Consider the following 15,710-nt stretch of genomic DNA (forward strand, 5'->3'; position numbering starts at 1 on the left):
AACAGGCATAAAAAAAGAGGCAGATCGCTCTGACTCTTTTGTTGTAAGCTGCTATGAAGTTATGAAGGCTTTTTTTGGTCCTTTGCTTCTTCCTTCAATACTGCTTTGCGCGAAAGATTGATGCGACCCTGATCATCAATCTCTGTGACTTTTACAAGGATGGAGTCACCGACGTTCACTACATCAGTCACTTTGGCTACCCGATTCACATCTAATTGCGAAATATGAACCAGACCCTCTTTTCCGGCGAAGATTTCCACAAATGCCCCGTATTTTTCCACCCGTTTTACCGTTCCGAGATAAGTTTCACCTACAACAACCTCGCGTACCAGATCTTCAATGATTTTCTTCGCTTTCTCGTTTTGGGACTCATCCGGGGAAGCGATGTAGATCCGGCCGTCTTGTTCAATATCGATTTTCACGCCGGTTTCCTCAATAATTTTATTAATCACACGACCGCTCGGTCCGATCACATCCCTGATTTTATCAGGGTGAATTCGCATCGTAAGGATTTTTGGAGCATATGGTGAAAGTTGCTTCCGCGGTTCAGCAATAGCTGCTTCCATGTTGTCCAGAATGGCCATACGTGCTTTTTTCGCCTGTTCGAGTGCTCTTTCCAGGATTTCACGATTAATCCCGTCAATTTTGATATCCATCTGCAGTGCAGTTACACCTTTTCGTGTTCCCGCTACTTTAAAATCCATATCCCCCAAATGATCTTCCATTCCCTGAATGTCGGTAAGAACCGTTACTTTGTCTCCCTCTTTCACAAGGCCCATCGCAATTCCGGCCACTGGTGCCTTAATCGGCACACCAGCATGCATCAAAGCGAGCGTTGAGGCACAGATGCTTGCCTGCGAGGTAGAACCGTTAGACTCCAGTACCTCCGAGACAAGACGGATCGTATAGGGAAATTCGTCTTCAGAAGGGATGACCGGTTCCAACGCACGTTCACCTAACGCTCCGTGCCCAATTTCACGACGACCGGGACCGCGTAATGGACGGGCTTCACCCACACTGAACGGAGGGAAGTTATAGTGGTGCATAAACCGTTTGGATTCTTCCAAATCCAGTCCGTCCAAAATTTGTACATCCCCCAGAGCTCCCAGTGTACAAACACTTAACACTTGAGTTTGTCCGCGTCTAAACAGTCCGGAACCGTGCGTGCGCGGTAAGATATCTACTTCACTGGATAAAGGACGAATCTCTTCCGTGCTCCGTCCGTCAGGGCGCTTCCCTTGCTCCAGGATCAAACGACGCACTTCTTCCTTCACAATCTTATCCAAAGTCATCTGGATATCTTTCTCTTTTTCCGGATAAACTACTTCTCCCAGTTCTTGAGCCAATTGCTCTGCAACCTGCGCTTTCACCTGATCAATCGCATCCTGACGGGCATGTTTTTCCGCCACCTGGACAGCCTCGATTAAGCTTTCTGTAGCCAGTTCCCTCACACGGAGGTCTATGTCTCTGTCCACCTCATACAATACCGTTTCCATCTCAGGCTGACCTGCTTTTGCGACCACTTCTTCCTGGAAAGCAACCATCTCTTTAATCACTTCGTGGCCAAAGAGAATCGCTTCAAGAACTGTCTCTTCGGGAATCTCATCCGATCCCGCTTCCACCATGTTAATGCCGTCTTTGGTGCCGGCGACAACCAGATGCAAATCTGATTTTTCCATTTGCTCGACGGTAGGGTTGATAATAAATTGTCCGTCGACCCGCCCGACGATCACTCCGGCAATCGGCCCACGAAACGGGATGTCCGAAATCGAAAGTGCTGCAGAAGCGCCAATCATTGCCGCGACCTCGGTCGAGCAATCCTGGTCGACCGACATAACCGTGGTAACCACTTGCACTTCGTGACGAAAACCCTCGTCAAATAAAGGGCGAATGGGGCGGTCAATCAAACGGCTGGCCAAGATGGCCTTTTCACTGGGCCGTCCTTCTCTCTTAATAAACCCGCCAGGGATTTTTCCTACCGCATACAATCGTTCCTCATAATTGACCGTCAGTGGAAAAAAGTCTGTATCCTTCGGTTCTTTGGATGCGACAGCTGTTGCAAGGACTGCGGTATCTCCATAGCGAACCATCACAGAACCATTGGCAAGTCCTGCAAATTTTCCAACTTCCAAAGATAAACTCCGTCCTGCAAGTTCCGTTTCAAATATTGCTGATTCCATAATACAGTCATTTCCTCCTCTCAATCACGAACAACATTCATACTTCTTCATATGTACATTATGTTCCTTCTCACACTATTTTAAAAGGAAAAGAGTACGTTAAAAGCGGGGTAAAGGCACCCCGCTTTTGATTACCGACGCAATCCAAGTTTTTGGATGAGCTGACGATAACGAGTAATGTCTTTATTTTTGAGGTAGTTCAGCAAGTTACGGCGTTGACCTACCATTTTCAAAAGACCACGGCGAGAATGGTGATCTTTCTTGTGATCTCTCAAATGAGTGTTTAATTCGTTAATGCGATGCGTCAGTATAGCAATTTGCACTTCCGGAGATCCAGTATCGCCTTCATGTGTTTTAAACTCAGCGATAATTTCTTTTTTACGCTCATTCGATAAAGCCAATGTTGGCACCTCCTTTTACCTGAAACCCCATGACCCAGATGATCGCCGAGGCTATCGAACATCCGAGCCAAGGTTAGCTGACAGCAGCTACAATAACTGCTACCGAACAAGTATAACACAAATAAAAGAAAGAGTAAAATAAATGCACACAAGCACATTACTCAACAGAGGTTGCCAGCCATTCCTCTGCCAGCTTTTTGTCCGAACGGATCTGGTCGATCAAAGCATCAACGGAAGGAAATTTCTTTTCGTCACGGATAAAATGAAGAAACTCAACCCTTAACACTTGTCCATACAGATCAACTTCACGGTCAAACAGATGGACCTCCAGCCTCTCCCGGGGGGTGGGGTCTGAAAAAGTGGGACGGACTCCGATATTCATAATTCCTGTTGCCTGATTCTCACCATATTGAACTTTTACAACATAGACCCCGCGACGTGGAGTCAAAAAAGGCTGTTCTAGAGCCAGATTAGCTGTTGGGAATCCAAGCAGACGTCCGCGCCTGTCACCGGGTACAACTTTCCCTTCAATTAGATAATTTCTGCCTAAAATCTGTGCTGCGGCTTCCATTTCCCCTTGAGCCAGGGCCTGGCGCAAACGCGTACTGCTGACAACAATCCCCCCGGCCTCAATGGGATCAACCACCCGCGCAACATAAATCCCTTTTCCCAATCTTTCAAGGTCAGATGCTTTTCCTGAAGCCTCACGCCCAAAGGTAAAGTTATAGCCAACGGTTACCCCTTTCACACCAAGGGGAACAAGTACTTTATGTACAAATTCTTCTTGGGAGAGGGCGGCAAAAGTAAGATCAAACTTGATCACGTACGTACACTCTACCCCCGATTTGGCAAATTGCCTCAATTTTTCGGGGAGAGGGGTTAAATAACGGGTAATGTTCGCATGTCCCAATACTTCCCGCGGATGAGGGTAAAATGTCATCACTGCAGGAATGGCATCCATCTCTTTTGCTACTGCTTTCGCTTCAGCAATCACTGCCTGGTGACCGCGATGAACTCCGTCAAAATAACCGATTGCCAGAGAAATATGCTGCTCCGGTTCACATTGATCGAAGGGGTATGTCAAAAATTTGGTTTGCATTTAACTTTCCACATCCCGAAACACTTTTTCCGGCTTGGCCAATCCTTCTTGCCCCAAGCGGTATAAGGCACAAAAAGATCCTGTTTCTGAGTAGACACGAAGCAAAGTTCCCTCTTTGTACAAAGACAGAGGCCCATTTTCTAGACGAAGAGGCCAACCGTCGAGTACCCGTGCTGCATCCTCGACACTTACAATCAGGCTTGGAAACTGGCCCAACACTTCATCGAGTGCTGTCAGGACATCCACCCAAGCCTGTTGTTCCGAAACTTGCTGTAATTCATCCAATGTATAGCAATCGTCCAAATGGAAGGGGCCGCTCTCCGTCCTGGTCAGGGAGCACATATGGGCAGGAACACCAAGAGCTTGTCCGATATCCACACAGAGCGTTCGGATATATGTTCCTTTGGAGCAAATAACATCGAAGTGAACAACCGGATATTCTCCTGGTGTGAAGCCGGTACAGATCAGCTGATAAATCGTCACTTTCCGGGAAGGACGTTCAACCTCATGTCCGCTTCGCGCCAAATCATACAAGCGGCGGCCTTGTACTTTCACCGCAGAATACATCGGTGGTATTTGCTTAATTTCACCGTGAAACTGTCCAAAAACTTTTTCGACAGTTGGTAAATCTATATTTGATACAACAGCCTTTTCTAAAACCGTTCCAGTTTGATCCTGGGTATCTGTTGAAATCCCGAGCATAAAGGAACCACTGTATCGCTTCGGCATCTCCTGGATATATTCCACCAATCTTGTCGCCTGTCCCAGACAAACCGGGAGCACTCCCTCTACCTCGGGATCAAGCGTACCTGTATGCCCTACTTTCTTTTGCCCGGCAAGGCGGCGAACACGGGCCACGATATCGTGCGAAGTATATCCTTTAGGTTTATAAACAGGGATGATTCCATGGATCGTCACTTTCCGTCACGCTCCAGTTCGGCTTGGACACGGGAGAGGATTTGACGTTGCGCTTCTTCGAGGGTGCCTTGAAATGTGCAGCCTGCGGCCCTGGCATGTCCACCGCCGCCAAGTGACTTGGCCACACTTCCCACATCCACCCGGGAACGGGAACGAAAGCTTACTTTCACAGTTTGTTGCTCAGTTTCCCGAAACAGAATTCCCACATCAACTCCAAGAATGTTGCGGGCATAGTTAACAATTCCATCCAGGTCATCATTTGCGGCACGAATACGCTGCAAATCCTGCAAACGCAAACTCATCCAGGCGATCAATCCATCCTTTGTCCTCTGCAAGGATTGAAGTGCTGTTTGCAGAATCTGAAGCTGCTCAATCGTAGTCGTTTCAAGCACAGTATCTGCTATGATATGAGCCGGGATTCCAATTTCGATTAAGTGGGCTGCTTGTCTTAGCACCCGGGAACTCGTATTGGAGTAACGGAAACCACCAGTATCTGTCAGCAATCCGGTATAGATGGCGGTTGCCAGAGACTTGTTCCAGGGGATCTTATTATTTTCTATCCATTGAAATAAAATTTCCACAGTTGCCGCAGCCCCCGGCTCAACAACATTAACGGTTCCAAAGTGATCATTGGTTGGGTGGTGGTCTATATTTAAAATCTTGACATCTCCAGCAAAAAGCTCCCGGCTGTTTCCCATTCGTTCAGCATCGGCACAATCGAGCGCAACCACATAACGAAATTTATTCATCACTCGCTCCGGCTGAAGAATTTCTTCCACTCCCGACAGAAAAGTAAACTTTTTGGGGATCGGAGATTCATTGACCATCGTAACCCTTTTCCCCAACAAACGGAACATTTGAGCCGCCGCCAATGTTGAACTGACCGCATCTCCGTCCGGATGGAGATGGGATACAACAAGAAGATGATCGGCTTCTCCTATAAAATGATTTGCTTTTTCTAACTGAATGGTCATTGGTTCTTCTCCCGGACGTTCACATCATTCAACAATTTACTGATATGTTCACTGTGTTCCAGCGATTCATCTATAACAAAGACCAGTTCGGGAACATGGCGAAGGTGTATGCGCCGTCCGATTTCAGAACGTATATATCCTTTAGCTTTTTCCAATCCGGCAAGCGTCTGTTGTTTCTTTTCTGATGTACCCATCACACTGACATATACTTTGGCTATTTGTAAATCACCGCTCATCTCTACGGCAGTAACTGTTACAAAGCCGATGCGGGGGTCTTTAATCTCTTGTTGAAGGATTTGACTCAATTCTTTTTTTACCTGTTCGCCGACACGGCTCCCTCTGATCCGGGCCATTGCCGACACCTCCTCCGCTAAGTCTTACACAAAGGTAACCGCAGCCTCCAATACCTCTAAGCCTTCTGTCTCCTCTAAAAGACAAAGAGCCTGCTTCAATTCCTTTTCGATGATTTTTTTATCGCTGCCGACACCAGCCATTGCTATGGTAGTCAAAGTCCTGTTATCCTGGTGGCTCACTTCCGCAACGGAAAGATTAAACTTGTTTTTGATCCTTGCCAGACCGCTTTTGATTACCCTTCTTTTATCTTTTAAAGAAGTAGATCCGATAATCCGCCCCGTTACTTCTTGCACACCGACAAACACCTCAGGCCCGCTCCACTTCTTCGATCACATACACTTCAATGACATCTCCTTCTTTGATGTCATTATAATTTTCCAAGGTTATACCGCATTCATACCCTTGCGCAACTTCTTTCGCATCATCTTTAAATCGTTTGAGAGTATCTAATTTACCCTCATGAATGACGATTCCGTCGCGGATAAGCCGAACATGTCCATCACGCACTACTTTACCTTCTGTAACATAGCAACCGGCAATGGTCCCCACTTTGGACACTTTGAAAGTTTGCCGAACTTCCGCAGTTCCAACCACTTTCTCTTCATACTCCGGATCAAGAAGCCCTTTCATGGCTGCTTCGATCTCTTCAATCGCCTTGTAAATAATACGGTGCAACCGGATGTCCACTTTCTCCTGGTCTGCCACCGCCCGTGCATTAGGTTCGGGACGGACATTAAATCCGACAATAATCGCATTGGAAGCAGAGGCGAGAATCACATCATACTCGGTAATCGCACCTACACCGGTATGGATAATTTTTACTCTGGCACCTTCTACATCGATTTTCTCCAGGGAGTTTTTCATGGCTTCTGCCGAACCGTGCACGTCAGCTTTAATAATGACGTTCAGTTCTTTCATTTCGCCTTCCTGGATCTGCTTGAACAGATCATCCAGAGTGACGCGCTTGTTCCCTCCGCGCTCTTCTTCTTTTTGCTTTGCCATCCGTCTTTCGGCAATGGCCCGGCCCTTTTTCTCATCTTCAAACACCATGAAGGGATCCCCGGCTCCCGGAACATCAGATAAACCAAGAATTTCTACAGGTGTAGACGGGGGTGCCACTTTGACACGGCGCCCGCGATCATTGACCATGGCGCGAATCTTTCCGAAGTAGTTGCCGGCGACCACACCATCTCCTACTTTCAAGGTTCCGTTTTGCACCAGTACAGTAGCTACCGCCCCGCGGCCTTTATCCAGTTCCGCTTCAATGACAACCCCCCGGGCGCGCTTGTCAGGATTGGCTTTCAATTCTTGTACTTCAGCCACCAACAAAACCATTTCCAGGAGTTCATCAATCCCAGCCCCAGTGATTGCGGATACTGGAACAAAAATGGTTTCTCCTCCCCACTCTTCAGGCACAAGCCCATGTTCAGTCAATTGTTGCTTGACACGATCGGGGTTTGCCTCAGGTTTATCCATTTTGTTTACGGCAACGATAATGGGCACATCGGCTGCCTTCGCATGGTTGATCGCTTCAACAGTTTGCGGCTTTACCCCGTCATCTGCGGCCACGACGAGAATGGTGATGTCGGTTACCTTTGCTCCGCGGGCACGCATTGTGGTAAAAGCAGCGTGTCCGGGGGTATCTAAGAAAGTGATCTTTTTGTTATTAATTTCCACCTGATAAGCACCGATATGCTGGGTAATGCCGCCTGCTTCCCCGGCCGTAACATTGGTGTGACGGATTTTATCCAGCAATGTAGTTTTACCATGGTCTACATGGCCCATGATTGTCACTACCGGCGGGCGTTCTACCAGAGCTTCAGGATCATCGTTTTCTTCTTGTTCTTCAAAGTTGGACTCATCAACTTCCTCTTTATATTCGACCGTTACACCAAACTCTTCAGCGATCACACTCATGGTATCCACATCGATCTCCTGATTGATCGTAGCCATGATTCCGAGTGAAATCAACTTGCGGATCACTTCAGAAGCTTCTTTACGCAAAAGTTTCGCAAATTCACCGACGGTAAGAGGACCGGAAACAGTAATTTCTTTTGGGAGTACTGGAGCTTGCTTTTCCCTGGGTGCCGCTTTTTTGTCTCCTTTTTTCTTGCTCCGGCCTTTTCCTCCACGGAACGATCCGGACTCCTTGGAGGAATCATCTTTAAATTTGGTGAATTTACCTTTTTTGTGGTCGGACTTTCTCCCTTTTGGGTTATCGTAAGTTCCTGAATCTGTTGCAAGCTTTCGCTTTTCCTCTGTTTGACGCTGACGTGCCGGTTTAGCTTTTGCATTATTTTGGTTGTTGTTTGCTCTATTGGGACGAGGTCCCTTACTGTTTGCAGCTTGTGGTTTGTTGCTTTTGTTCTGGTTGCGATTCCCCGAATGCTGTTGATTCGGTTTGTTGTTTCTTGTCTTTCTCTCTCCCTGGGGCTTTTCTTGCTGGTTTGTACCGGCAGTACTTCCCCCCTGTTTTACTTTGCTGATAAATTGCTCCACTTTTTGTATCATTCCTTCATCCATCACACTCATATGATTGTTTACTTTTAAGTCCATGCGTTCCAGAATGGTCAGCACTTCTTTGCTGCTCATATTCATTTGTTTGGCGTATTCATATACACGCATTTTGCTCATACCGTCACCCCCGTCAGTTACTGAACGAACTTTTGTATTGAACGGGCAAATCCGGGATCAGTCACAGCAATGACCACCCGTTCAACTTTTCCGATGGCTTTCCCCAACTCTTGTCTTGTTCCGTATCTGATGATCGGGACCTTATAAGTAAAACACTTATCGGTGATTTTTTTTTCCGTGTTTTTAGCCGCATCGGTTGCCAGTAATACAAGATGAACCTTTCCCGATCGAACTTCCCTGAGCACCAAATACTCACCGGAAATGATTTTCCCTGCTCGCATTGCAAGCCCGAGCAACTGGTATAATTTATTCATCAGATGGTACCAGCTTTACATACTCGCGCAGTTGGTCGTAAATTTCCGGTGAAACTTGAACTTTTAAAGCACGGTCTAACGCTTTTTTCTTTTGTGCTAAATCGATATATTCTAATTTGGCACAGAGATAGGCGCCACGTCCGGACTTTTTTCCGGTCGGATCAATGATAATCTCATTTTCCGGCGTACGAACCACCCGAATTAAACTTTTTTTGGGAAACATCTCCTGTGATGCTACACATTTGCGCATGGGAATTTTCCGTTGCTTCATACTCCCGTCAACCTCCACACTCTTGAAAAAGTTGAATTGGAGCAAAGCCCTGTTTATTCTTGCTCTTCAGCAGCAGAGGCCGGTTCAGTCACTTCCATGCTTTCCGTCTCTGCCTCCGGATTGTCGGTTGCTTCCGATTCACTTTTGATATCGATTTTCCAGTTTGTCAATTTAGCCGCCAATCGTGCATTTTGCCCTTCTTTACCGATCGCAAGGGAAAGCTGATGATCAGGTACCACAACCCGTGCCATTTTTTGATCTTCAAAAATGGTTACCGAAATAACTTTGGAAGGGCTGAGGGAATTGGCAATCCACTCTTCTGTATTTTCAGACCAGCGCACAATATCGATTTTTTCTCCCCGCAACTCATTAACAACCGTTTGTACACGCATGCCACGATGGCCTACACACGCGCCAACAGGGTCGACATTGGGGTCGCGGGAATAAACGGCAACTTTGGAGCGGTATCCGGCTTCCCTGGATACGGAGCGGATTTCTACAACTCCATCGTAGATCTCTGGCACTTCCAGTTCAAACAAACGTTTCAAAAGCCCCGGATGCGTACGGGAAACAAAGATCTGAGGTCCTTTCGTCGATTTTTCCACCTTGGTAATATACGTCTTTACTCGATCCCCATGCTTAAACCGCTCCCCGGGCATCGTTTCGTTGTGAGGCAGCAAAGCTTCAATACGGCCCAAATCGATATAGTAATAACGATTATCCGCACGCTGTACAATTCCGGTTACAATATCATCTTCTTTGTCGATAAAGTTCTGATAGATGATACTTCGTTCAGCCTCGCGAATTCGTTGTGTAACTACTTGTTTCGCCGTTTGGGCGGCAATGCGGCCAAAATCGGCAGGAGTTACCTCAATCTCTACAATATCTCCCAGTTGATAGGCAGGATTCATTTCCCGTGCCGCTTCTAATGAAATTTCCAGGCGCGGATCCAGCACATCTTCCACCACAGTTTTTCTGGCAAAAACACGAACCTGCCCATTATTGCGGTTTATATCTACTCGTACATTTTGCGCAGAGTGAAAGTTGCGTTTGTAACCGGAAATAAGTGCTGCCTCAATCGCGTCAATCAAGATATCCTTACTGATTCCCTTTTCTTTCTCCAGTTGACCGAGGGCCTCGATGAACTCAGCATTCATCGGTCTTCTTCCTCCCTTCGATTAAAAAACGATTGCCAGGCGTGCTTTTGCCACTTTTTCGAGCGGAATTTGAAAAGATTTCTGCTTCTCTTCCACTGTCATGTGGCCATTCTCGAAGTGGGTGAGCACACCTTCAAACGCTTTTTGCCCTTCCACAGGTTCATACGTAGTGACATAAACATTTTTTCCAATCGCTCTCATAAAGTCAGTCTCTTTTTTTAAGGGACGCTCTGCCCCCGGAGAAGAGACTTCCAGTATATAAGCTCCTGGAATAGGGTCTTCTTGATCCAATGCTTCACTCAATCGTTCACTGACCCGTGAGCAATCATCGAGATCGATGGGTTTGCCTTCCTGACCATCGATGAATACCCGTAAAAACCAATTTTGCCCTTCTTTTTTATACTCAATATCGACTAATTCTAGCCCTTCAGCATCAAGAATAGGCAAGGCGATTTTTTCCACAGTTTCAGTGACTTGGCGGCTCAAGGGCCATACCCCCTTATTTCGTGCAGATATTCTCATGCAAATGCAAAGAGTGGGTCCGCACCCACTCTTTCTCATCAGACGTATCTACCCTTAAGTATAGCCAAATTGATTATATCACAATCATAAAAATGCGTGCAATGATGGGGTTGTGTAAAACCTTTTCTCACGGAGATACTCCGTGGCAGTTACGGTTTAAAATAAAGCAAGCTGATTGCTTTGCGGCAGACCGTCCAGGCACCCCATGTTCTTCAGAATCTCCACTACCGTAGATGTGGCCCTGCTCCTTTGCTGGAAGTCATCGATGGACAGGAATTCTCCTTCTTTCCTGGCCTCCATGATGTTGACGGCCGCATTCTCACCCACACCCGCGATGGATGCAAACGGAGGAATAAGTGAGTTTCCGTCAATCACAAATTGTTTGGCATGGGAGCGGTACAAGTCTACATTTTTGAACGTGAACCCGCGGGCATAAAACTCCTGAACAGATTCAAGCACTGTAAAGAGCCCTTTTTCCTTGGGAGAAGCTGTATTTCCTTTCTCTTCGATCTCTTTAATCATTCTCTTTATATGTGCCGGTCCTTTTAATACCACATCAGCATCAAAATCACTCAACAGCCGGTAAAAATACGCTGCATAGTACTCCAGAGGTCGATGAACCTTAAACCAGGCAATCCGTACCGCCATCATCACATAAGCAGCCGCGTGGGCCCGCGGGAACATATATGCGATTTTTTGGCAGGAGGTGATGTACCAGTCGGGAACCCCGTGCTCTTTCATCAGTTCTGCCTCGTCTTCCGTGACTCCTTTTCCTTTCCGCACCTTTTCCATAATTTTAAAGGCACTCTTCGCCGGAACCCCTTTTTGGATCAAATACAGCATAATATCATCACGGGTACAGATGGCTTCGGACAGAGTACAGGTGCCACTGCGAATCAATTCCTGTGCATTGCCAAGCCATACATCCGTTCCGTGTGAAAGACCCGAAATCCGCACTAACTCGGAAAATGTTGTGGGGCGTGTATCCTCCAGCATTTGGCGGACAAAGTGAGTGCCGAATTCAGGAATCCCCAACGTGCCTGTTTTTGTCCCGTTGATATCTTCTGGAGTGATCCCGAGCGATTCGGTGCCGCTAAAAATTTTGATTGTTTCCGGGTCATCGATCGGAATCTCTTTCGGATCAACCCCCGTCAAATCCTGCAACATCCGGATCGTGGTGGGATCCTGGTGCCCGAGTATATCCAGTTTCAGCAATCGGCCGCTGATGGAACGGTAGTCAAAGTGGGTTGTAATCGTACCCGATTTTGCATCATCTGCCGGGTGCTGAATCGGGGTAAAGTCAAACACATCTTTGTATTGCGGGACAACCATTAACCCGCCGGGGTGTTGTCCGGTTGTCCGCTTCACTCCCGTACATCCCTGAACCAGTCGCTCAATCTCGGCCTGCCGAAGCTGGAGATTGTTTTGTTCCGCATACTTTTTAACATATCCGTAGGCGGTTTTTTCCTGGACTGTTGCAATGGTTCCCGCCCGGTAAATATACTCTTTTCCAAACAGTTCCTCTGTATAAGCATGGGCTCGCGGCTGATATTCTCCCGAGAAGTTCAAATCGATATCGGGAGTCTTATCTGCTTCAAATCCAAGAAAGGTTTCAAACGGAATATCATGCCCGTCTTTTTCCATTTTTGTCCCACAGTTTGGACACTCTTTATCCGGCAAGTCAAAACCTGATTCGTAGCTTCCATCCAGGATAAATTCACTGTGCTTACAGCTGGGACATCTCCAGTGCGGTGGCAACGGGTTCACTTCGGTGATGTCACTCATTGTTGCGACAAAAGAAGAACCCACAGATCCCCTGGAACCGACAAGATATCCGTCTTGCAGGGATTTGGTCACGATCCGCTGTGAAATCAGATATAAATCGCTGAAACCGTACTTGATGATTGGAGTTAATTCCCGGTCCAAACGGGTAGCTACCACTTCAGGGAGCGGATCTCCGTAAAGCGAATGGGCTTTGTCATAACAGATTTGCTTAAGCTCATCCGCCGCCCCTTCCATCTTGGGTGTAAAGGTTCCGTCCGGGAATGGCTTGATATCATCCTGGATCAAATCGGCAATCTTACGTGGATTTGTTATCACAACCTCTTTGGCTTTATCAGGCCCCAGATAAGAAAACTCCTCCAACATTTCAGTCGTGGTACGGAAATGGGCTTTGGGAAGCGGTCCGCTGGGGCGAAACCCTCCGGATTGATTCATCGCCAAGATATCGCGGTACAGCGAATCATGTTCATCCAGGTAATGCACATTGGCCGTTGCAACAACAGGCTTCCCCAGCTTTTCCCCAATCTCAACCAATAATCGGTTTGCTTCTCTCAATCGATCCGGAGTCTCAACCAGGCCTTTTTCCACCAGATGCATATTGATATCGACCGGTTGTATCTCCAGATAATCATAAAACCGGGCGACTTCTTCCACCTCTTGCGGAGACTTGTTGAGCGCGGTCTCAAACAGTTCCCCTTTTTCACAACCGGAACCGATCATCAGTCCCTCCCGGTGCTTTTCCAATTCGCTTCTCAGAATTCGCGGTACACGGAAAAAAGTTTCCAAATGAGATTTGGAGATAAGTTTGTACAAATTTTTCAATCCCGTTTCGTTTTTAACCAGGAGAATGGCGTGAAAAGGCCGTAATCGGGTCAGATCCCGATCTCCCGTATGTTCATTTAGCTGGTGAAGGCGGGTAATATCTTTCTTCACCGTGTCCAGCAGCATCTTCCACATCACATATCCGGTTGCTTCGGCATCATAAATGGCCCGGTGATGTTGCTCCAAATGAACATCCAACTTTGCGGCCAGCGTATTCAACCGATAATTTTTCATCCCCGGGTAGAGGAAACGGGCTAACTCTAAAGTATCAATAACCGGATTGGATACGGGCTCTTTTCCGATCCGCTTAACCGCTTCTTGCAAGAATCCCATATCGAAACGGGCGTTGTGAGCGACAAGGACACTGCCCTCAATAAATTCGAGAAAGCGGCTGATCACCTGATCCACTTCAGGAGCATCCTTCACCATCTCATCAGTAATCCCGGTCAGTTGACTGATTTGTTCAGTAAGGGGGCGGTGCGGGTTGGCAAATGATTCAAAGCGGTCAATAATTTCCCCATTTTTTACTTTGACACCCGCTAATTCGATAATGGTGTCATGGACCGCGGAAAGACCCGTTGTTTCAACGTCAAAAACAACATATGTATCCTCGGTCAATACACGATCCTCCGGCCGGATCACAATGGGGATTCCATCGTTGACGATATTTGCTTCCATCCCGAATAAAATTTTAACCCCATGTTGTTTACCGGCTCCATAGGCTTCGGGAAAAGCTTGGGCCACTCCATGATCGGTAATTGCGATCGCCGGATGTCCCCAACTGGCGGCGCGTTTTACCAGTTCCTTGACATCATAAACTCCATCCATCGCCGACATGGATGTATGGCAATGAAGCTCGACCCGCTTCTCTTCCGCCGTATCCTGCCTCTCTTCCGGTTCCGTCTCATGAAGATCATTCACCATTAAAACCAGGTCCCGTACAAACGTATCAAACTGGACCGAACCCCGAACCTTCAGCCAGTCACCATCTTTAATTTGTCCCAGGATTTGTGCATCCTCTTTATCCCTGGCGAAAATCTTGCAAGCAATCGAATCAGTATAATCGGTCAAATTAAATGTTAACAGCTTTCTCCCGCTTTTTAACTCACGCAATTCACTTTTAAATACTTTCCCTTTCACAACGATCCTCCGCTCCTCTTCATGGATCGAAGACAGAGGAACCGGCTCATCATGAAAGTCATACCCGATTTTCTTCTCCAGTACAGGTGATTCTTCCGCGCTTTCTATGGCTTGTCTGGCCGCTTCTGCCTGTTCTGCAAGCGCTTGCTGAATCAATGCCTGATCCTGCTGCTGCCGCTGCTCTTGAAACAGGTCTTTCGCTTCCTCCTCTTTGTTGCTGGAAAAATGAATGACAATCTCCCTCTGTGTAATTTTCTTATAATAATTTCCTATATGTGTATCCAGCTCTTTCTGTTTTGCCATTCTCAACATTGCCGGATTGGGAAAATGAATATGTAATTGGTTATTTTCCACTTTCCATTCCGCTTTTCCAAGCCATCCTGAAAAGGCGGGGGCCACATTTTCATGGATTTTCTTTTTGATCCAATACCAGTATTTTTGCAAGACCTGATCCGTTTCGACCCGGTCATAGTGAAAAAGAATGTGAGCTGAAGCGATCCTTTGAAATGATTGCTTTACACGCTCTTGAAATCCTTGCCAGACTTCGGGTGGAATGGGTTCAGGAAAATGGATGTGAATCAGCCATGTTTTCTTGATCGGATCCACTTCCACTTTCTCGATAAATGCCAGTTCAAAATGAGGAAGCCATTCACTCGGGCACTTTGCCTCTTGAAATAATTTGAGCAAACGTTCATGACCAACTTTCATTGCCCCACCCCCTGTTCACAACATTTCAACCAGCTTCCAGTTTAACTCTCTGTTCTATTGTCTTTCATTCTACTAAATGAGTTTATCAAAAACTATTCGTTTCAGCTAGAAAAATGTTGCTAGAAAAAGGAAGAGAAACATCTGTAGCAGCAATAGTGATTATAAGGAAAGGACTGTGAAGAACCCGCTTCTTGATCCTTTTTACTCACTGTCGTTTAATGCGAAGATTAAATTATAACAAGCCCATCCCGGGATGTGCAACGCATTTATTCCATTACGACAACCTGTGGTTTCATATGATATCTCCTTAATCTTTAAATGGTTCTTTTTTTAGCTTTGTTCACAGAGATTGTTGCAGTTTAGGTCCCGTCTCCGAACTTTAAAATATTTATAAATTTGAAAATAATTTCCACTTTGCAGGCAAAATTAGATCA

The 15,710-nt window shown here is 46.6% G+C and carries 13 protein-coding genes; all 13 read right to left on the reverse strand.

Annotated elements, in window-relative coordinates:
- Positions 1 to 59: 59 nt before the first annotated feature.
- Positions 60 to 2,180: a polyribonucleotide nucleotidyltransferase gene (gene pnp / locus I8U27_RS09030; protein WP_181751626.1), complete on the reverse strand. Its 2,121-nt coding sequence runs from the start codon at positions 2,178 to 2,180 to the stop codon at positions 60 to 62.
- Between the two features lie 131 nt (positions 2,181 to 2,311).
- The gene (gene rpsO / locus I8U27_RS09035) at positions 2,312 to 2,581 is read right to left on the reverse strand and encodes a 30S ribosomal protein S15 (protein ID WP_181751625.1); all 270 of its coding nucleotides are present in this window, start codon (positions 2,579 to 2,581) and stop codon (positions 2,312 to 2,314) included.
- A gap of 157 nt (positions 2,582 to 2,738) precedes the next feature.
- Positions 2,739 to 3,680, reverse strand: coding sequence for a bifunctional riboflavin kinase/FAD synthetase (locus I8U27_RS09040; protein ID WP_181751624.1), 942 nt, complete (start codon positions 3,678 to 3,680; stop codon positions 2,739 to 2,741).
- Positions 3,681 to 4,598 carry a tRNA pseudouridine(55) synthase TruB gene (truB, locus tag I8U27_RS20985; protein WP_181751623.1) on the reverse strand — a complete coding sequence of 306 codons (918 nt, stop codon included), beginning with the start codon at positions 4,596 to 4,598 and terminating at the stop codon, positions 3,681 to 3,683.
- Complete coding sequence (locus I8U27_RS09050) at positions 4,595 to 5,572, reverse strand: DHH family phosphoesterase (RefSeq protein ID WP_181751622.1); 978 nt, start codon at positions 5,570 to 5,572, stop codon at positions 4,595 to 4,597. The genes truB and I8U27_RS09050 overlap by 4 nt, the downstream gene beginning before the upstream one ends.
- Positions 5,569 to 5,925 (reverse strand): 30S ribosome-binding factor RbfA, encoded by a 357-nt coding sequence (gene rbfA / locus I8U27_RS09055; RefSeq protein ID WP_181751621.1) that lies wholly within the window; start codon positions 5,923 to 5,925, stop codon positions 5,569 to 5,571. Before rbfA ends, I8U27_RS09050 begins: the two co-directional genes overlap by 4 nt.
- A gap of 24 nt (positions 5,926 to 5,949) precedes the next feature.
- Positions 5,950 to 6,219 carry a DUF503 domain-containing protein gene (locus tag I8U27_RS09060; RefSeq protein ID WP_309506118.1) on the reverse strand — a complete coding sequence of 90 codons (270 nt, stop codon included), beginning with the start codon at positions 6,217 to 6,219 and terminating at the stop codon, positions 5,950 to 5,952.
- Positions 6,220 to 6,232: 13 nt separating this feature from the next.
- On the reverse strand, positions 6,233 to 8,560 hold the full coding sequence (gene infB, locus I8U27_RS09065) for a translation initiation factor IF-2 (protein WP_181751619.1): 2,328 nt from the start codon (positions 8,558 to 8,560) through the stop codon (positions 6,233 to 6,235).
- A gap of 17 nt (positions 8,561 to 8,577) precedes the next feature.
- Positions 8,578 to 8,874, reverse strand: a complete 297-nt coding sequence (locus I8U27_RS09070; RefSeq protein WP_181751618.1) for a YlxQ family RNA-binding protein — start codon at positions 8,872 to 8,874, stop codon at positions 8,578 to 8,580.
- On the reverse strand, positions 8,867 to 9,145 hold the full coding sequence (rnpM, locus tag I8U27_RS09075; protein ID WP_181751617.1) for an RNase P modulator RnpM: 279 nt from the start codon (positions 9,143 to 9,145) through the stop codon (positions 8,867 to 8,869). The genes I8U27_RS09070 and rnpM overlap by 8 nt, the downstream gene beginning before the upstream one ends.
- 53 nt (positions 9,146 to 9,198) lie before the next feature.
- Positions 9,199 to 10,302, reverse strand: a complete 1,104-nt coding sequence (gene nusA / locus I8U27_RS09080; protein ID WP_181751616.1) for a transcription termination factor NusA — start codon at positions 10,300 to 10,302, stop codon at positions 9,199 to 9,201.
- Positions 10,303 to 10,323: 21 nt separating this feature from the next.
- Positions 10,324 to 10,788 (reverse strand): ribosome maturation factor RimP, encoded by a 465-nt coding sequence (gene rimP, locus I8U27_RS09085; RefSeq protein ID WP_181751615.1) that lies wholly within the window; start codon positions 10,786 to 10,788, stop codon positions 10,324 to 10,326.
- A 192-nt stretch (positions 10,789 to 10,980) separates the two neighbouring features.
- Entirely contained in the window at positions 10,981 to 15,276 is a 4,296-nt protein-coding gene (locus I8U27_RS09090; RefSeq protein ID WP_181751614.1) for a PolC-type DNA polymerase III, read from the reverse strand.
- Between the last annotated feature and the right edge of the window lie 434 nt (positions 15,277 to 15,710).

Origin of the sequence: Paenactinomyces guangxiensis (assembly GCF_016055185.1) — a bacterium.
Classification (GTDB): Bacteria; Bacillota; Bacilli; order Thermoactinomycetales; family Thermoactinomycetaceae; genus Paenactinomyces; species Paenactinomyces guangxiensis.